Genomic DNA, 16,280 nt, shown 5'->3' on the forward strand with positions numbered 1-16,280 from the left:
GCGCGCCCGTTACTCAGTCAGTGGCCTAGGCCGGCGTCCAGGCGGTCATGGTGCGCTCCAGCACCGTCAGCGGCACGCCGCCGAGGTTCAGGCCGGTGTCGTGGAAGCCCTTGATGTCGAAGCGGCCGCCCAGACGTTTCTTGGCGTCTTCGCGCAGGCGAACCCAGGTCGTGTGGCCGACCTTGTAGCTCGACGCCTGACCCGGCCAGACGCAGTAACGCTCGACCTCGGTGGCGACGCTGGATTCCTGATCGCCCAGGGTGTCGACCATGTAGCGGATGCCCTGCTCACGGCTCCAGCGCTTGTGGTGCAGACCGGAGTCCACGACCAGACGCGCGGCGCGGAACATCAGCGACTGCAGATAGCCGACCTGACCGAAGGGGTCGTTTTCATAGAGGCCGATCTCGTCCGCCAGTTGCTCGGCGTAAAGGCCCCAACCCTCGGAATAGGCCGAGAAGCCCATGACCTTCATCAGCAGCGGCGTGTCCGGCTGCTCCTGCTGCAAGGCGATCTGGAAGTGATGGCCCGGCACCGCCTCGTGATAGGTCAGGGTCGGCAGGGTCCACTTGGGCCATTCCGCCGTGTCGCGCAGGTTGATGTAGTAGGCGCCCGGACGCGAGCCATCCAGGGCCGGCGACTGATAATAGCCGCCCGGCGCCCCCGCCTCGATGGCCTTGGGCACGCGGCGGATATCGCACGGCGACTTGGGCAGACGGCCGAAGTATTCCGGCATTCGGGCCTGCACGGCCACCATCTGGGCGTTCAGCGCCTTCAGCAGCTCTTCCTTGGCTTCGTCCGTGTTCGGATAGAGGAAGCGCGGGTCCTTGCCGAGGGCGGCGATGCGCTCGCCGACCGTGCCCTGGGTCAGGCCTTGCGCCTTCAGCAGGGCGTCGGCGCGGGCCGAGATCTCGGCCACCTGCTCCAGCCCCATCTGGTGCACCTCGTCCGGCGTCATCGACGAGGTGGTGAAGTATTTCAGACCGAAGCGATAATAGTCCTCGCCCTGGGGCAGGCGCCAGACGCCGCCGTCGTGGGTCGCGCCGGGCCGCACGGCCTTCAGGGCGTCGGCCTGACGCTGGATGGCCGGATAGACCTCCGCCGTCAGGATGGCCTGGGCGCGCGCGGCCCAGTCGCCGGGGATATTCTTCTCAGCGGCGCGACGCGCAACCGACTGGCTCATGACCGAGTCCGCCGGGGCCGTGCCGGTGATGGCGGCCATCTGGGTCAGGGTGCGGTCGATCACGAAGTCGGGCGGCACAGCGCCGGCGGCGAAGTCCGCCTGCATCCGCGCCCGCTCGTCGTCCAACCCCTTGGCGAAGTCCGACAGGCGCGACAGATAGGCGTCGGCGTCGTCCGCCGCCTCGATGCGGTGCTGGCTGTCGAGGAAGTCGGGAACCTGCTGATAGGCCCCGCCGAGCTGGCTGACCGTATAGGGCGACGGGAACATGCCCCCGCCATAGGGGAAGGCATAGCCCTCCTGCACCGTGTCGCCAAAGAACTCGAGCGAGTCGTAATAGGTCTGCTCGGTCGCCGTCAGCTGGGCCTTGTCGATGGCTTTGACCGCCGCCATGCCCTCATTGAACTTGACCTTGTCCGCATCGATCTTGGCTTGCGAGCGGTCGCTCAGCTTGAAGCGGGCGGCGGCCATCGGCCCCCGATCCATGCCCAGGGCGGTCAGGGTCTCGGGATCGGACAGGATCATCTCCTGCGCGATCTTGTCCAGCAGGGCGAGGAACTGAGCCGAGGCGGGGCCGGCGGCGGGCGCGGCCGGGGCAGCGGCTTGCGCCAGAGCGCGGGCGGCGCCCGAGGTCGCGAACGCGCCTCCCAGGGCGGCGGTCATCAACAGGCGGCGACGGTCCATCATCGGGGCTTCCTCCCAAAAGCAATGGGAGGGGAGACTATCGAAGCGACGCCGCCCCGCAAGGCGTCACCTTAATCCGCGCGGATGAAGTTTTGTCCATCCGCGCGGCGGCGGCGCGATCACCCCGGCTGGACGTGGGCCTTGAGACAATCCCGCACGGCCTTCTTCAGGTCGCCCGGCGCATTGGGTTCATCCACGCCCTCGGCGGCCAGGACCGCCTTCATCGCCGCGTCCAGGCCCTTGGGCAGGGCCGCGATGACCTTCTTCTGACCCTTGTCATGCAGGCAGAAGCCGACCTCGCTGCACAGGGCGGCGAACATCTCGTCGAAGTCCACGTGGTCGAAATTGGGGGCGGCGTCGGTCATCGTTTCAGGCTTTCAGGCGGGTCGCATGGAAGGCCACGTGGTCGTCCACGAAGCTGGCCATGAAGAAGTAGGAGTGATCATAGCCCGGCTGCATCCGCAGGGTAAGCCGCTGTCCCGCCGCCTCAGCCCCGGCGACCAGCAGTTCCGGCTTCAGTTGCTCGGCCAGGAAGGGATCGGCGTCCCCCTGATCCACCAGGATGTCGTCGAAACGACCTGCCGCCGCGCCGGCCTCGATCAGGCGGGCCGCGTCGTGGCGATCCCACTGGCCGCGATCCTCGCCCAGATAGGCCGAAAACGCCTTCTCGCCCCAGGCGCAGCGCGTCGGCGACGAAATCGGCGCAAAGGCCGAAACGGACCTGAACAGGTCGGGATGGCGCAGGGCCAGGGTCAGCGCCCCGTGCCCGCCCATGGAGTGACCGAAGATGGAGCGGGTCTTCGTGGTCGGGAATTCGGCGTCGATCAGGGCGATCAGTTCGTCCGTGACATAGGTTTCCATGCGGAAATGCGGCGCCCAGGGCGCTTGCGTGGCATCGACATAGAAGCCGGCCCCCTGCCCCAGATCATAGGCGGGGTCGTCGGCCACGCCTTCGCCTCGGGGCGAAGTGTCGGGCGCAACGATGATGACGCCGTGTTCGGCAGCGGCCTTGTAGGCCCCGGCCTTGGTGGTGAAATTGTCCTCGGTGCAGGTCAGGCCCGACAGCCAGATCAGAACCGGGAACGGCCCCTCGCCCGCCGGGACAAAGACCGACAGGGTCATGGGCGTGCCGGTGGCGGCGCTGTCGTGCTTCAGATAGCGCAGCGTCCCGCCGTGGACGGCGTGGGTCTTGGTCGTTTCCATCAACTCGGACTCCTGAAGATCAGTCGGGCCAGGCGCGGGCCATCAAGGCGTCGTCCAGTCGGCCGCCGTCCTTGGAGAAATAGCTGTACCAGTCGCGCGGGATGGGCGGGCTGGCCCCCGCGGGCGGGGCGCCGCCGCCCCAGGCGTCGAAGCCGACCCCGACCAGGATCGGCCCCTCGCGCACGGCGGGCGCGGGCACGGCCTCGACCGCCTTGACCACCGCCGCGATGGTCTCGGCGCTGGGCGCGGGTTCGCCGGTGACGACCCAGGCCTTCGATCGCCCGCCCGGCTTGACCATCAGCAGCAACATGCCCGAGGCGCCGGGCTGGACCGGGGCGGCGCGCACCGCGCCCTCGGCTGCGATCGCCGCCGCATTGACGTAGGGCGACAGGGCCGAAACCTCGACCCGCGCCTTCATGACCGGATCGGGCAGATAGAGGACGACGTCCTTGCCCACGAAGGCCTCGGCGGGGGCCTCCGCCGCCACGGGCGCAGGTTCGCGATTGCAGGCGGCGAGGCCCATGACGACCAGACCGGCCATGATCGACGCTATCGCCGCCGTCTTCATCATTTCAGTCCTCAGCCCGGCCGATGAACGGCGCAGATCTTGTTGCCCGACGGATCGCGCAGATAGGCCAGATGCATGACGCCGAAGGGGGTGTCGCGCGGACCCGCCGGATCCTCGATGGCCGTGCCGCCCGCCGCCACGCCCGCCTCGGCGAAGGCGATGACCGCCTCGGGGCTGGCGGCGGCGAAACCGATGGTGCCGCCGTTGGCGTGACAGGCGGGCTCGCCGTCACGCGGCGTGACCACGCCCAGCATGCCGCGCGGCGTCATGTACCAGACGCCGGGCCGGGGCTGATCACTGAACGTGCCGGGCTGGTGGCCCAGGGCGCCGAGCACCGCGTCATAGAATTTGTGCGACGCCTCAACGTCGTTGGCGCCCAGCGTGACGTGCGTGAACATGGTCTTCCTCCCGAAGATGCGCCCGACCAGTTCGCCGGGCGCGGCAAGCTAGGCCTTGCCAGTTTTGTTTGGCAACGCTCTTTTAAAAGACGATGACCGAACGGATGCTCTTGCCTTCGTGCATCAGGTCAAACGCCTCGTTGATGCGTTCCAGCGGCAGGGTGTGGGTGATCATCGGGTCGATCTCGATCTTGCCGTCCATGTACCAGTCGACGATCTTGGGCGTGTCGGTGCGGCCGCGCGCGCCGCCGAAGGCCGAGCCCTTCCAGACGCGGCCGGTGACCAGCTGGAACGGACGGGTCGAGATCTCCTTGCCCGCCTCGGCCACGCCGATGACGATGCTCTCGCCCCAGCCGCGATGGCAGGCTTCCAGCGCCTGACGCATGACCACGGTGTTGCCGGTGCAGTCGAAGGTGTAGTCGGCGCCGCCGCCGGTCAGCTCGACCAGATGGGCCACCACGTCGGGCGTGTCCTTGGGATTGACGAAGTGGGTCATGCCGAAGCGACGGCCCCATTCTTCCTTTTCGCCATTGATGTCGACGCCGACGATCATGTCGGCCCCGACCAGTTTCAGCCCCTGGATGACGTTCAGGCCGATGCCGCCCAGACCGAAGACCACGGCGTTGGCGCCCGGCTCGACCTTGGCCGTGTTGACCACGGCGCCCACGCCCGTCGTCACGCCGCAGCCGATGTAGCAGGCCTTGTCGAAGGGGGCGTCCTTGCGAATCTTGGCCACCGCGATCTCGGGCAGGACCGTGAAGTTCGAGAAGGTCGAGCAGCCCATGTAGTGGGCGATGGCCTGACCCTTGTAGCTAAAGCGCGAGGTGCCGTCGGGCATCAGGCCCTTGCCCTGGGTGCCGCGGATCGAGGTGCACAGGTTGGTCTTGCGGCTCAGGCACGACTTACACTGGCGGCATTCCGGGGTGTAGAGCGGGATGACGTGGTCGCCTACCGCCAGCGAGGTCACGCCCGGCCCGACCTCGACCACCACGCCCGCGCCCTCGTGGCCCAGAATGCTGGGGAAGATGCCCTCGGAGTCCAGACCGTCCAGCGTATAGGCGTCGGTGTGGCACACTCCCGTCGCCTTGATCTCGATCAGCACCTCGCCCGCTCGCGGACCCTCCAGATCGACCTCGACGATCTCGAGCGGGCGTTTGGCTTCGAACGCAACGGCGGCGCGGGTTTTCATGATGGTGGTCCTTCGGACGTCCCTAACGCTCGCGACGCGGTCGCTCGCTGCTTCAGGGACAGGAGGTGACTGAATTGGCGTCTGTTCTACGCCCGTCGCGGCGGGGCGGATATGGCGACAACCGCAAAACATTATTGTCGTGTTGCAACAATCATGATCGAACGTCCCGATGAGCCGCTGGGACGGGATCGACGAATTCACCGCTGTCGCCGAACAGGCCAGCTTCTCGGCCGCCGCGCGGCGTCTAGGCCTGTCGACCTCGGCCGTCAGCCGCGAGATCGCGCGGCTGGAAGACCGGCTCCAGACCCGCCTGCTCCACCGCACCACCCGCCGGGTCGAGCTGACCGACGCCGGCCGCGACTTCCTGGCCCGCTGTCGTCGCCTGATCGACGAACGCGACGAGGCTCTGGCCGCCGTCCAGCCCGATGATCAGGCCCCGCGCGGCCTGCTGCGCATGACCTGCTCGGTCTCCTATGGCGAGCGCTTCATCGCCCCCGCCGTCAACGCCTTCGCGCGCCAGAACCCGGAGCTGCGGATCGAGCTGGACCTCGACAACCGCCTGCGTGACCTGGTCGGCGACGGCTATGATCTGGCGGTGCGCTTCGGCCACCTGACCGACTCGCGGCTGATGGCGCGGCGACTGGCCTCGCGGCGGCTGATCCTGTGCGCCAGCCCCGACTATCTGGCGCGACGCGGCGCCCCGCGCGACCTGTCCGAGATCGCCAGCCACGACGGCCTGATCGGTTCCGCCGAGCACTGGCGCTTCACCGAGGCCGGGCGCGAGGTGACGCTTCGCCCCTCCGGCCGCTGGCGCTGCAACTCCGGCGCGGCGGTGCTGGATGCGGCGCTGCAAGGCCTCGGCCTGTGCCAGTTGCCCGACTTCTATGTGGCCGAGGCGCTCGCGTCCGGCGCCCTGGTCTCCCTGCTGGACGAGGCCCGCCCGCCCGACGAAGGCGTCTGGGCCGTCCACCCCCACCCCCGCCACGTCCCGCCCAAGGTCCGCGCCATGATCGACTGGCTGCACGACCGTCTCGCCCAAAGGAGCCCCGCATGAACCTCGTCGTCCTGACCGGCGCCGGCGTCTCGGCCGAGAGCGGCGTGCCGACCTTCCGCGCCTCGGACGGGTTGTGGGAGGGGCATCGCATCGAGGCGGTGGCGACGCCCGAGGGGTTCGCGGCCGACCCGGCCCTGGTGCAGGACTTCTACAACCAGCGGCGGCGACACCTGGCGCGCGTGCAGCCCAATGCGGCGCATCGGGCCCTGGCCGATCTGGCGGCGCGGTGGCGGGGCGACTTCCTGCTGGTGACGCAGAACGTCGATGACCTGCACGACCGGGCGCACCTCGAGACGCCGCCCGCAGCGGGGTTTGAGCTGATCCACATGCACGGCGAGCTGCTGAAGGCGCGCTGCACGGCGTCCGGCGTCGTCTGCGACTGGACCGGCGATCTGGAGGCCGAGCACGCCTCGCCGCATCATCCGCAGGGGCTGTTGCGTCCGCACATCGTCTGGTTCGGCGAGACGCCGCTGGCGATGGAGCGGATCGAGGCGGCGCTGGAGCAATGCGACCTGTTCGTCTCCATCGGCACCTCGGGCGCGGTCTATCCGGCGGCGGGCTTCGTCCAGTCGGCGCGCATGACCGGGGCGCGGACGGTGGAGATCAATCTGGAACCGACGCAGGGTGCGCGCCTGTTCGACGAGGGCGTCTATGGCCCCGCCACCGAGGCCGTGCCCGCCTTCTTCGGCGCGCTCTAGCCCCTCGGACCGAATAGGATGACCGCCGCCCCGATCAGGCAGACCGCGCCGCCGATCAGGTCCCAGCGGTCCGGCGTCGTCTTCTCGACCAGCGCCATCCAGACCAGAGAGGCGCAGATATAAACCCCGCCATAGGCCGCAAACGCTCGCCCCGCCGTCTCGGCCGGCGCAAGGGTCAGCAGCCAGGCGAAGGCGATCAGACTGAGCACGCCCGGAACCAGCCAGACCGGCGACCGATCCAGCTTCAGCCAGGCCCAGAAGGCGAAGCAGCCGCCGATCTCGGCCAGGGCCGCGAGGGGGTAGATGAGGGCGAGTTTCATATAATCTCCGTCATTCCGGGGCGGCGCAGCCGAACCCGGAAGCCAGGCCATTCAGCACGCGCGGCGACGACAGAACAAGGCGGTTACACGTCCGACGTCTGGGTCCCCGGGTTCGGCTTCGCCGCCCCGAGGATGACGGAAGGGAGGCCTACTCGCCCTTCTTCTCTTCCGCCGCGCGCTTCTCGGCCAGCTTGGCCAGCACGCGGCCACGGCCCTTGGCGAGGGCGTGGATGGCGCCGCGCATGGTGGCGACCTCCTGCTCGGTGAAGGCGGCGCGGCCCAGCATGACGCGCAGGTTCTGGCTCATGGACGGCTTCTTCTCCGGCGGGTGGAAGAAGCCGCCAGCCTCCAGCTCGGCCTCGAAGTGTTCGTACATCCCGATCAGCAGTTCGTTCGACGCGGGCGGCTCGCCCTCGCGGAAGCGCGGCGGCGGGGCGTCCAGGATCAGGGTGCGCCACTCATAGGCGTTGATGGCCACGGCCTGGGCCAGGTTCAGCGAATGGTGCCTGGGGTCGATGGGGATGGTGGTGATGCCGGCGCACAGGGCGATGTCGGTGGTCTCAAGACCGGCGCGTTCGCCGCCGAACAGCAGGCCGGTCTTCAGGCCGGACGCCGTGTCGTCATAGAGGATGCGGGCGCTCTCGCGCGGGGTGCGCACCGGCTGGCGCGTCTCGCGCGGGCGGGCGGTGGTGGCGAAGACGGTATTGAGGTCGTGGATCGCCTCGGCCACGCTGTCGAAGACCTTCACGCCCTCCAGCACCCAGTCGGCGCCTGAGGCCGTGGCCCAGGCGCGCTCCTGAGGCCAGCCGTCGCGCGGGCTGACCAGCCGCAGTTCCGACAGGCCGAAATTGGCCATGACGCGAGCAACCGCGCCGATGTTTTCGGCCATCTGGGACTTGTCGAGGATGACGACGGGGGGCGTGAGTTCAGTCATGGGGGCTGCATAGTCCTTCTCCTCTTGCGGGAGAAGGCGCTCAAGCAGCCGGAGGCGTAGCGCGACAAAAATCCTTCTCCCCCCTGCGGGAGAAGGTGGCAGGCGAAGCCTGACGGATGAGGGGTCGCATCGCCGCCGAGCGCCTCATCCTTTCGAACGTTCAGAAACCTCTCATCCGAGCCCTTCGGGCCCACCTTCTCCCGCAAGGGGAGAAGGAAGAGAGATCAGTCCTCGCCGATCATCGACAGCCACGGATCGACCGTGCCGGCCTCGACCTCGGCCACCTTGACGGCGGGCCAGCCGACGGCGGCCGTGCCGCTCTCGCGCCAGCTGAGGATGATCAGGTCGCGCAGTTCCGAAGCGCCGGCCGCCAGACGTTCGGTGACGAAGGTCGCGCCGCGCGGATCGGCGTCGTTGAAGCCGCCGGCCTTTTCCAGACGATAGAAGGGGATGACCGTCCCCAGGGTGGTCTTCAGATAGCCGGCGGTGCGGGCGCGCAGATCCAGACCCGAGACCTGCGGCTGGCTCATGGCCGCCTCGACCGTGTCCAGACGGGCGACGCGCGAGGTGAACTCGCCCTCGAAAATGCCGTGGGTGCGGCGCGAATTGGTGAAGCCCTCGGGGTTGGGATAGTCGCCCCAGCCGTTGAAGTGGATCGACATATGGTGCGGCTGCGAGCCGTCGCCGACGTAGTGGGCCAGGACGCCGATGTCGCGCAGGATCAGCGCTTCGCGGCGTTCACGGTCGGCGCGGTACCAGGCCTTCTTGCCCGGATCCATTTCGCGGCCCTCGGCGGCCGTCAGGACGCGCCAGTAGGCGAAGTCGCGGCCCAGGTTCTGATAGGCGTCCATCAGGGCGTAGGGCAGATAGCCGGCGTCGTCGACGCTGAGCCCCGCCTTGGTCAGGGCCGCGTCATAGTCGGACTTCAGCCGCGGCAGAGCGTCGATAGACGGGCCGTTGGCGTTCATGGCGAAGCCGTTGTCGTCGAGGTCGATGAAGTGGGCCGTGTCGCGCTCGCGGTCGTGCGGCTGGCCGCCGCCCTTCCAGCGATCCGGCTCGCGCGCCAGTTCGCCGACGTCGGCGATCGAAGCCGGCGTCCGCAGGAAGGCCGGCAGGTCGTCGCTCAAGGCCCGCATGGCCGCGACGCCGATCAGGCGGTGGCCGGTATTGCCCCAGGCGTCGACCTGAACGGCGGGGGCCGCGACCAGCATCAGGGCGGCGGCGGAGATCATCAGGCGTTTGACTTGACGCTTCATCGGAGGACACCGGCGGAAAAATTCGTGGGGAAACGACCGCTTATCCCATTCCCGGCCCCGCCTCCACCCATGCCGCACACGACGTGGCCGCGCGATCACGCCGCCGTTATCTTAAACCGAAAGCCAGACTTTCTTCGCAATAAAGTGTTACATAGCCAGACTTAGGTGTTAACCGGACAGCTGATCCACAAAGTATAGAAGCCATAGAGCTCGAATACTGAATTCGTTGCTGCCACATATGCTGTGACATTTGGGCGATATGCTCATCACCCTGTGGACTAATCGAACGATGATCGTGACGCAGGGCCGCACCTGATCTCATTCGCCGTGTTTTTGCCACAATTGGCGGTCAAAAACCCCGGGCCGGATCGTGTCGGGACCGGTGCTTCCTGAGTTTGTTCGATGCTGAACACAGCCGCCGCGCTTGCCATGTTCTGGGCTATGGCCTTCTCCGGTTCCGGAGAGCCTCAACCCTATGACGCCGTTGTCGCTATCGATACGGCTGCAGTGGAAACCGCCGCGGCGGGTGAAAGTTCCATCGATGCGACCGCCCTCTCCGCCGAACAGGCCGAGCTGATGGCGGGCGATCCCGACTGGCGCGCCTCGGCCCGCCTCTATCATGCAGGCGGCGGCGGCGCGACGGGCAACGACTCGCTCGGTTGCCGTCCGATCCCGATGCGCACGGTCGCCGTCGACCCCCGCGTCATCCCGCGCCGCACCAAGCTGTTCATCCGCGAAACGGTCGGCATGCGCCTGGCCAACGGCGAGGTCCACGACGGCTACTGGTACGCCTCGGACACCGGCGGCGCGATCAAGGGCTCCAAGATCGACCTCTATACCGGCAACGGCCGCGGCTCGATGCAGCAGGCTCGCAGCCTGAACATGAAGACCCTGACCATCGCCGACGCCGGCGACTTCGACGGCTGCCCCCCGGCCTGGGAAACGGCCTCGAACTAAGAGCGGCGACGCTCCCCGACAAAAAAGGCGACCGGAGCGATCCGGTCGCCTTTTTGCTTGGGCGAAACCTTTCCTCCCTGTTCGCGGAGCGAATGGGGAGGTGGCGCGTCGACGAAGGCGACGTGACGGAGGGGGCGGCGCGACGGGGCGAATTGTGGACCGCACGGCAAAAGACAGCGCCGCCCCCTCCACCACTTCGTGGTCTCCCCCCCATGAAATGGGGAGGAAAGAGGCCCTAGAACTTGCGCTGGCCGCTGACCGTCTCGAAGAAGAGGCGGAAGTCGCCCATCAGGCTCCACAGCGGATACTGGAAGGTCGCCGGCCGGTTCTTCTCGAAGAAGAAATGCCCAACCCAGGCGAAGCCATAGCCCACCACCGGCATGGCCAGCAGCCACCAGGCGTTCAGCGTGAGGCAGAAGGCCGCAAAGGCGGCGATCACCAGCCCTGTCCCAACCACGTGGATGCGGCGGCAGGTCCGGTTGGAGTGTTCGTGGATGTAATAAGGATAGAAGGCCGCAAAGGAGGCGTATCGCTCTCCAGGGTCGCGGCCAGTCTGGTGATCGCCTGCGGTCATGGCCGCAGCCTGCCCCCGGATCGAACCGGGGGCAAGTCAGCGATCATGGATCAGTCGAAGCGTTTGCCGGGCTTGCCGGCCTTGTTGAACGGCTTGGCGCCGGCCGGTTTGCCGCCCGACTTGAACCCGCCCGGCTTCGCGCCGAAGGGCTTCTTGGCGTAAGGCTTGTCGCCGTCGGTGCGCGGCGCGCTGCGCTCAGCGTCGGTGCGCGGGGCGTAGGGCTTCTTCTTGAAGTCCGGGCGCGGGCCGTCGCCGGTGCGCTCGTCGCGGTTGAACGGCTTCTTGGCGTAAGGACGGTCGCCCCGGTCGCCGCCACGCTCGTCGTCGCGCTTCTTGAACGGCTTCTTGAAGCCGCCGCCGCCGCCCGGCGTCGGGGCTTCCGACGGGGTGATGGTGACGTCGTCGCGCGGGCTGTTCTTCAGGGCGTCGCGGAACAGGCCTTCGTGGGTCTTGGCGATTTCGAAGCGGGTCTCATCGGGGAAGGTTCGGATCGCGCCGATTTCCTTCTTGGTGATGTGACCGACGCGGCAGATCAGCGGGATCAGCCATTTCGGGTCGGCGTTCTTGTTGCGGCCCACATCCATGCGGAACCAGACGACTTCGTCGGCCTGCAGGCGGTCGCCCGGCCACGGCGTCGGCGAGAAGTCCTCGCCGCCGGCGCTGCGCTCGCCGCGCTCGCGACGCGGCTGGTGGATCGCGCCGGGGTCCAGCAGGTCTTCCGGCGCCGGCAGATCCTTCTTCATCAGACGGATCAGGGCGGCGGCGATTTCGTCGGCCGTGCGCTCGCCCATCAGGCGGCGCGCCAGGATCATTTCTTCCTCGGTCACGGCCTGTTCGAAGATTTCACCGGCCAGCAGACGGGTCTCGTCCTTGGCCAGGATCTCGTCGGCAGTCGGGGCGCCGGCCCAGGTGGCCTCGACACCAGCCGAGTTCAGCAGCATCTCGGCCTTGCGGCGGCGCGTATGCGGCACCAGCAGGATCGAGACGCCCTTCTTGCCCGCGCGGCCGGTACGGCCCGAACGGTGCAGCATGGTCGCCTTGTTGATCGGCAGTTCGGCGTGGATCACCAGGCCAAGGTCGGGCAGGTCCAGACCGCGCGCGGCCACGTCGGTGGCGACGCAGACGCGGGCGCGGCCGTCGCGCAGGGCCTGCAGGGCGTCGGTGCGCTCGCGCTGGCCCATTTCGCCGGACAGAGCCACGGTCGAGAAGCCGCGCTCCAGCAGCGAGGACTGCAGGTGACGCACGCTGTCGCGCGTCGAGCAGAAGACCAGGGCGCCCGGCGCTTCATAGAAGCGCAGCACGTTGACGACGGCGTGCTCGATCTCGTTCGGGGCGATGCGCAGGGCGCGGTATTCGATGTCGCTGTGCGGGGCGCTGCGGTCGACGGTGTCGATGCGCACGGCGTCGCGCTGATAGCGCTTGGCCAGGGTGGCGATGTCGCGGGCGATGGTGGCCGAGAACAGCAGGGTGCGGCGCTCGGGCGGCGACTGCTCGAGGATGTATTCCAGGTCCTCGCGGAAGCCCATGTCGAGCATCTCGTCGGCCTCGTCGAGCACCAGCACCTTCAGCGCCGACAGGTCGAGGTTGCCGCGGTCGATGTGGTCCTTCAGGCGGCCCGGCGTGCCGACAACGATGTGGATGCCGAAGTTCAGCGCGCGGGCTTCCTTGCGGGCGTCCATGCCGCCGACGCAGGTGGTGATCTTGGCGCCCGACTGGCCGTACAGCCACTCCAGCTCGGCCGAGACCTGCAGCGCCAGTTCGCGCGTCGGGGCGATGGCCAGCATCAGCGGCGCGTCAGCCGGACCGAAGTTCTCGTTCTCGCCCAGCAGGGTCGAAGCCGCAGCCAGACCAAAGGCCACCGTCTTGCCCGATCCGGTCTGCGCCGAGACCAGCATGTCGGCCTCGCCGTGGCCGTCCAGAACCGCCGCCTGGACGGGCGTGGGCTCAGCATAGCCCTTGTTGACGAGAGCGCGGTCTAGCGCGGGGTGGATCGCGGGAAAGGGCATATACGACCTGAAAAAGAGCAATGCGGTCGTCGAAACGACCGCGCCCGGCCAAGGCGAACAGCCGGCCGGGCGAGGAGGAGGCGGTCTCTATACACCAATATTGGCCCCGATGGGGCGCGTTTCTGGAAAAAGACCGCCGTTCACCACGCTTGTTCAGGCGCCATTGACCGCAAAGCCACGATCCTGACCGCCTCGCCCGCCCCATCCGCGCCGGAGACCCCCAATGATCCCGCCCCTGAGCATCGCCGCCGCCGGAATGCAGAACGCCGCCTCGCGTTTCGAAAGCAGCGCCCGTCGCACCGCTGAAGGTTCGCTGGACAATCTGGCGGTCGAGGCGGTCGAGCAGATCCGCGCCAGCCAGGACTTCTCGGCCAATGCTGCTGTCGTTCGCACGGCGGACGACATGATCGGCACGCTGCTGGACGTGCTGGTTTAAACTTATTCCGCTCATCCCCGCGGAGGCGGGGACCCAGGCTTTGGCTGCGAGCGCGGGGTTAAACATTTGAGGGTGGCGCGCGTGACTCTCACTGGGTCCCCGCCTCCGCGGGGATGAGCGGGTGGTTGTGGGTCAGCCCGCCTTTTCCGGCAGATGGAAGACGTCGATGAAGCGGGCGAAGACCTCGCGGTCGCCCTCGAGAGTCATCGTCCCCTCGCCTTCCAGCGCCGCCAGCGGAACCTTGCCATAGACGGCGGCGGCCACGACCGGCGGGGCGGCGCGCACCACGACGTCAGCCACCTCGACCTCGCCGCGGCGGGTTTCGATAACGCCCTCGGCCACGCTCACCACCATCCGGTCCTCGCCCAGAACGAAGCCCAGGGTCATGGCCGCATCGCCCGCCCGGCCCGCGTCGAACATGGTCTCGAACGACTGCATGACCGACACCGCGCTGATCGGCAGGGTCGGGTCGTGCTGCGGCGAGCGCGCGGCCCAGCGGCCCAGCACCATGAAGATGGGTTTGATCTCATAACCCCAGTCGGTCAGCGCATAGACCTGGACCGAGGCGGGCGGCGGCAGCTTGCGGCGCTGGACGATGCCTGACGCCTCCAGTCCCTCCAGCCGCTGCGTCAGGACGTTGGCGGAGATGCCGCACAGGTCTTTGCGCAGGTCGCTGAAACGCCTCGGCCCCATCATGAGTTCTCGTATCACCAGCAAGGCCCAGCGCTCGCCGATCAGGTCGAGCCCGTGCGCCGCGCCGCAGGCGTCGTGGTAGCGGCGTGACCGGCCGACAGACTCTTTAGTTATCTTTTCTAACTTCATGGTTGACTAACATAACACGGAGACCCAAGACTGCCACCATCAGAGAGGGAGAACGCCGTGCCCAAGCTTGTATTCATCAACCTGCCCGTGACCGACCTGCCCCGTTCGGTCGCCTTCTACGAGGCCGTGGGCGCCGCAAAGAACCCGATGTTCTCGGACGACACCGCCGCCTGCATGGTGTTGTCGGACACCATCCACGCCATGCTGCTGACCCACGAAAAGTTCGCCAGCTTCACCGATCGCGCCATCCCTGACGCCCACAAGACGGCCCAGGTGCTGATCTGCGTCTCGGAAGACAGCCGCGACGGCGTCGACGCCGTGATCGACCGCGCCGCCAAGGCCGGCGGTCAGGCCGACCCCAACGCCAAGCAGGACTACGGCTTCATGTACGGCCGCAGCTACGCCGACCCCGACGGCCACATCTGGGAGGTCATGTGGATGGACCCCGAAGCCGCCGCCGAGGGGCCCAAGGCCTTCGCCGCCCAGGTCGGAGGGGGCTGAGCCATGGCCGACCTGTTCGAGCTGAGCGTCAGCCGCTTCATCAAGGCTGCGCCGGACACCGTCTGGCGGGCCTTCACCGAGCACGGCACGGAATGGTTCACGCCCCGCCCCTGGACCACGCCTCAGGTCGACTATGACCTGCGCCCCGGCGGGCGGGCCGATGTGGTCATGCAGTCGCCCGAGGGCGAGCGGCACGAGTATCGCGGCGTGGTGCTGGAGGTCGAACCGGGCCGCCGCATCGTCACCACGGGCGCCATGACCGAGGGCTGGGTTCCACAGGCCGGCGAGATGAACTTCGTCCGCATCGACACGTTCGAGGCCGAAGGCGACGGCACGCGCTACACCGCGCGCGCCCGCCACTGGGACGCCAAGGCCATGCAGACCCACGCCCAGATGGGGTTTGAGCTCGGCTGGGGCGCCGCCGCCGATCAGTTGGGAGAGTTCGCCGAGAGGCTGGCCGCACAGGAGAAGCGCTGATGGCCGACAAGATCATTCCCTGCCTCTGGTACGACCTGGGTCAGGCCAGGAAGGCGGCGGAATTCTATGTCTCGCTGGGCCTGCCCGACAGCCATGTCGACCGTGTCGTGGCCAGCCCCGCCGACAATCCGTCCAACCCCGAAGGCGCCGAACTGGTGGTCGAGTTCACTCTCGCCGGACGGCCCTATGTCGGGCTGAACGGCGGGCCGATCTTCCCCCATACCGAGGCCGTCTCCTTCATGATCATGACGGACGACCAGGCCGAGACCGACCGCCTGTGGGACGCCATCGTCGGCAATGGCGGGCGCGAAAGCGACTGCGGCTGGTGCAAGGACCGCTGGGGCGTCAACTGGCAGATCACCCCGCGCCGCCTGATGGCCTTCTACGCCGACCCCAACCCCGCCCGCACCAAGGCCGCCTTCGAGGCCATGATGACGATGAAGAAGATCAATATCGCTGCGCTGGAAGCTGCTGCTGACAAGGCTGGGTGAACCGCCAAGCTAAGTTGGCCGACCTGTCGCTTTCGACCAAGACATGACCACCGCCCGCCCTCGACTATCCGCCCCGCCCCTCATGCAGCGAGCCGCCGCGCGGCGAGCGATAGGGGCCAACAACACAGAGGAGACGACCATGAGCTATGTCACAGGTTTCCTGACCCCGGTGAAGACCGAGAACAAGGACCGCTATATCGAGTCCGCCCGCGTCGCCTGGCCGCTGTTCAAGGGCTATGGCGCCCTGGCCCAGGTCGAGAACTGGGGCGTCGACGTGCCCGACGGCAAGCTGACCAGCTTCCCCATGGCGGTGAAGCTGGAGGACGGCGAGGCCGTGGTCTTCTCCTGGCTGATCTGGCCCGACAAGAAGACCGCCGACGACGCCTGGGCCAAGATGCAGGAGGACCCCGCCATGGCCGACATGGACATGCCCTTCGACGGGAAACGCATGATGTGGGGCGGCTTCGAGACGGTGTTCCAGAACTAACGAACCCGCTTTCCTCCCCACTCGTGGGGAGGGGGACCGCGTAGCGGT

Annotated in this window: 20 protein-coding genes; 8 read left to right on the top strand and 12 right to left on the bottom strand. The window is 67.8% G+C overall.

All coding sequences use genetic code 11. From position 1 onward, the window contains the following. Positions 1 to 25: 25 nt before the first annotated feature. The 6 genes from P0Y52_11725 to P0Y52_11750 form a co-directional block, all read right to left on the bottom strand. Entirely contained in the window at positions 26 to 1,864 is a 1,839-nt protein-coding gene (locus tag P0Y52_11725; GenBank protein WEK57204.1) for a DUF885 family protein, read from the bottom strand. A 116-nt stretch (positions 1,865 to 1,980) separates the two neighbouring features. Then, positions 1,981 to 2,226: a hypothetical protein gene (locus P0Y52_11730; GenBank protein WEK57205.1), complete on the bottom strand. Its 246-nt coding sequence runs from the start codon at positions 2,224 to 2,226 to the stop codon at positions 1,981 to 1,983. Positions 2,227 to 2,230: 4 nt separating this feature from the next. Further along, positions 2,231 to 3,064: an S-formylglutathione hydrolase gene (fghA, locus tag P0Y52_11735; protein ID WEK57206.1), complete on the bottom strand. Its 834-nt coding sequence runs from the start codon at positions 3,062 to 3,064 to the stop codon at positions 2,231 to 2,233. Positions 3,065 to 3,083: 19 nt separating this feature from the next. Further along, positions 3,084 to 3,635: a hypothetical protein gene (locus P0Y52_11740; GenBank protein ID WEK57207.1), complete on the bottom strand. Its 552-nt coding sequence runs from the start codon at positions 3,633 to 3,635 to the stop codon at positions 3,084 to 3,086. Positions 3,636 to 3,643: 8 nt separating this feature from the next. Continuing rightward, the gene (locus tag P0Y52_11745) at positions 3,644 to 4,030 is read right to left on the bottom strand and encodes a VOC family protein (GenBank protein WEK57208.1); all 387 of its coding nucleotides are present in this window, start codon (positions 4,028 to 4,030) and stop codon (positions 3,644 to 3,646) included. A gap of 82 nt (positions 4,031 to 4,112) precedes the next feature. Then, positions 4,113 to 5,219, bottom strand: coding sequence for an S-(hydroxymethyl)glutathione dehydrogenase/class III alcohol dehydrogenase (locus P0Y52_11750; protein ID WEK57209.1), 1,107 nt, complete (start codon positions 5,217 to 5,219; stop codon positions 4,113 to 4,115). 169 nt (positions 5,220 to 5,388) lie between these two features. On the opposite strand from P0Y52_11750, the gene P0Y52_11755 reads away from it, so the two are divergent. Then, complete coding sequence (locus P0Y52_11755; protein ID WEK57210.1) at positions 5,389 to 6,273, top strand: LysR family transcriptional regulator; 885 nt, start codon at positions 5,389 to 5,391, stop codon at positions 6,271 to 6,273. Beyond that, positions 6,270 to 6,971, top strand: coding sequence for an NAD-dependent deacylase (locus P0Y52_11760; GenBank protein ID WEK57211.1), 702 nt, complete (start codon positions 6,270 to 6,272; stop codon positions 6,969 to 6,971). Before P0Y52_11755 ends, P0Y52_11760 begins: the two co-directional genes overlap by 4 nt. Here the strand turns inward: P0Y52_11760 and P0Y52_11765 are convergent. From P0Y52_11765 to P0Y52_11775, 3 genes are all read right to left on the bottom strand, one after another. After that, the gene (locus P0Y52_11765; GenBank protein WEK57212.1) at positions 6,968 to 7,291 is read right to left on the bottom strand and encodes a YnfA family protein; all 324 of its coding nucleotides are present in this window, start codon (positions 7,289 to 7,291) and stop codon (positions 6,968 to 6,970) included. The genes P0Y52_11760 and P0Y52_11765 overlap by 4 nt on opposite strands. A gap of 148 nt (positions 7,292 to 7,439) precedes the next feature. Next, entirely contained in the window at positions 7,440 to 8,225 is a 786-nt protein-coding gene (locus P0Y52_11770) for an RNA methyltransferase (protein ID WEK57213.1), read from the bottom strand. Positions 8,226 to 8,449: 224 nt separating this feature from the next. Next, positions 8,450 to 9,481, bottom strand: a complete 1,032-nt coding sequence (locus P0Y52_11775; GenBank protein ID WEK57214.1) for a S1/P1 Nuclease — start codon at positions 9,479 to 9,481, stop codon at positions 8,450 to 8,452. Between the two features lie 402 nt (positions 9,482 to 9,883). On the opposite strand from P0Y52_11775, the gene P0Y52_11780 reads away from it, so the two are divergent. Further along, entirely contained in the window at positions 9,884 to 10,438 is a 555-nt protein-coding gene (locus tag P0Y52_11780) for a 3D domain-containing protein (GenBank protein WEK57215.1), read from the top strand. A gap of 235 nt (positions 10,439 to 10,673) precedes the next feature. Here P0Y52_11780 and P0Y52_11785 read toward each other — a convergent pair whose 3' ends face one another. Together P0Y52_11785 and P0Y52_11790 are read right to left on the bottom strand one after the other, a co-directional pair. Beyond that, a complete protein-coding gene (locus P0Y52_11785; protein WEK57216.1) occupies positions 10,674 to 11,012 on the bottom strand; it encodes a DUF962 domain-containing protein in 339 nt (112 codons plus the stop codon). A 50-nt stretch (positions 11,013 to 11,062) separates the two neighbouring features. Next, positions 11,063 to 13,018: a DEAD/DEAH box helicase gene (locus P0Y52_11790; protein ID WEK57217.1), complete on the bottom strand. Its 1,956-nt coding sequence runs from the start codon at positions 13,016 to 13,018 to the stop codon at positions 11,063 to 11,065. Between the two features lie 223 nt (positions 13,019 to 13,241). Between P0Y52_11790 and P0Y52_11795 the strand changes: the two genes are divergently transcribed. Beyond that, positions 13,242 to 13,454 (top strand): flagellar basal body rod C-terminal domain-containing protein, encoded by a 213-nt coding sequence (locus P0Y52_11795; GenBank protein WEK57218.1) that lies wholly within the window; start codon positions 13,242 to 13,244, stop codon positions 13,452 to 13,454. 132 nt (positions 13,455 to 13,586) lie between these two features. Here the strand turns inward: P0Y52_11795 and P0Y52_11800 are convergent, their stop codons facing one another. Beyond that, the gene (locus P0Y52_11800; protein WEK57219.1) at positions 13,587 to 14,276 is read right to left on the bottom strand and encodes a helix-turn-helix domain-containing protein; all 690 of its coding nucleotides are present in this window, start codon (positions 14,274 to 14,276) and stop codon (positions 13,587 to 13,589) included. 57 nt (positions 14,277 to 14,333) lie between these two features. Here P0Y52_11800 and P0Y52_11805 point away from each other — a divergent pair, with 57 nt between their 5' ends. The 4 genes from P0Y52_11805 to P0Y52_11820 all read left to right on the top strand — a co-directional run bounded on the left by P0Y52_11805 (position 14,334) and on the right by P0Y52_11820 (position 16,232). Continuing rightward, a complete protein-coding gene (locus tag P0Y52_11805; GenBank protein WEK57220.1) occupies positions 14,334 to 14,777 on the top strand; it encodes a lactoylglutathione lyase in 444 nt (147 codons plus the stop codon). A gap of 3 nt (positions 14,778 to 14,780) precedes the next feature. Beyond that, the gene (locus tag P0Y52_11810) at positions 14,781 to 15,254 is read left to right on the top strand and encodes an SRPBCC family protein (protein ID WEK57221.1); all 474 of its coding nucleotides are present in this window, start codon (positions 14,781 to 14,783) and stop codon (positions 15,252 to 15,254) included. Continuing rightward, entirely contained in the window at positions 15,254 to 15,745 is a 492-nt protein-coding gene (locus tag P0Y52_11815; protein ID WEK57222.1) for a VOC family protein, read from the top strand. Before P0Y52_11810 ends, P0Y52_11815 begins: the two co-directional genes overlap by 1 nt. A 139-nt stretch (positions 15,746 to 15,884) precedes the next feature. Continuing rightward, entirely contained in the window at positions 15,885 to 16,232 is a 348-nt protein-coding gene (locus P0Y52_11820; GenBank protein ID WEK57223.1) for a DUF1428 domain-containing protein, read from the top strand. Positions 16,233 to 16,280: the final 48 nt, after the last annotated feature.

The organism is Candidatus Brevundimonas phytovorans (assembly GCA_029203145.1).
GTDB lineage: Bacteria > Pseudomonadota > Alphaproteobacteria > Caulobacterales > Caulobacteraceae > Brevundimonas > Brevundimonas phytovorans.

Excerpts from the sequence above, each read along its gene's own strand:
- P0Y52_11725 (WEK57204.1), bottom strand. The coding sequence starts at position 1,864 with ATGATGGACCGTCGCCGCCTGTTGATGACCGCCGCCCTGGGAGGCGCG.
- P0Y52_11730 (WEK57205.1), bottom strand. The coding sequence starts at position 2,226 with ATGACCGACGCCGCCCCCAATTTCGACCACGTGGACTTCGACGAGATG.
- fghA (WEK57206.1), bottom strand. The coding sequence starts at position 3,064 with ATGGAAACGACCAAGACCCACGCCGTCCACGGCGGGACGCTGCGCTAT.
- P0Y52_11740 (WEK57207.1), bottom strand. The coding sequence starts at position 3,635 with ATGATGAAGACGGCGGCGATAGCGTCGATCATGGCCGGTCTGGTCGTC.
- P0Y52_11745 (WEK57208.1), bottom strand. The coding sequence starts at position 4,030 with ATGTTCACGCACGTCACGCTGGGCGCCAACGACGTTGAGGCGTCGCAC.
- P0Y52_11750 (WEK57209.1), bottom strand. The coding sequence starts at position 5,219 with ATGAAAACCCGCGCCGCCGTTGCGTTCGAAGCCAAACGCCCGCTCGAG.
- P0Y52_11755 (WEK57210.1), top strand. The coding sequence starts at position 5,389 with ATGAGCCGCTGGGACGGGATCGACGAATTCACCGCTGTCGCCGAACAG.
- P0Y52_11760 (WEK57211.1), top strand. The coding sequence starts at position 6,270 with ATGAACCTCGTCGTCCTGACCGGCGCCGGCGTCTCGGCCGAGAGCGGC.
- P0Y52_11765 (WEK57212.1), bottom strand. The coding sequence starts at position 7,291 with ATGAAACTCGCCCTCATCTACCCCCTCGCGGCCCTGGCCGAGATCGGC.
- P0Y52_11770 (WEK57213.1), bottom strand. The coding sequence starts at position 8,225 with ATGACTGAACTCACGCCCCCCGTCGTCATCCTCGACAAGTCCCAGATG.
- P0Y52_11775 (WEK57214.1), bottom strand. The coding sequence starts at position 9,481 with ATGAAGCGTCAAGTCAAACGCCTGATGATCTCCGCCGCCGCCCTGATG.
- P0Y52_11780 (WEK57215.1), top strand. The coding sequence starts at position 9,884 with ATGCTGAACACAGCCGCCGCGCTTGCCATGTTCTGGGCTATGGCCTTC.
- P0Y52_11785 (WEK57216.1), bottom strand. The coding sequence starts at position 11,012 with ATGACCGCAGGCGATCACCAGACTGGCCGCGACCCTGGAGAGCGATAC.
- P0Y52_11790 (WEK57217.1), bottom strand. The coding sequence starts at position 13,018 with ATGCCCTTTCCCGCGATCCACCCCGCGCTAGACCGCGCTCTCGTCAAC.
- P0Y52_11795 (WEK57218.1), top strand. The coding sequence starts at position 13,242 with ATGATCCCGCCCCTGAGCATCGCCGCCGCCGGAATGCAGAACGCCGCC.
- P0Y52_11800 (WEK57219.1), bottom strand. The coding sequence starts at position 14,276 with ATGAAGTTAGAAAAGATAACTAAAGAGTCTGTCGGCCGGTCACGCCGC.
- P0Y52_11810 (WEK57221.1), top strand. The coding sequence starts at position 14,781 with ATGGCCGACCTGTTCGAGCTGAGCGTCAGCCGCTTCATCAAGGCTGCG.
- P0Y52_11815 (WEK57222.1), top strand. The coding sequence starts at position 15,254 with ATGGCCGACAAGATCATTCCCTGCCTCTGGTACGACCTGGGTCAGGCC.
- P0Y52_11820 (WEK57223.1), top strand. The coding sequence starts at position 15,885 with ATGAGCTATGTCACAGGTTTCCTGACCCCGGTGAAGACCGAGAACAAG.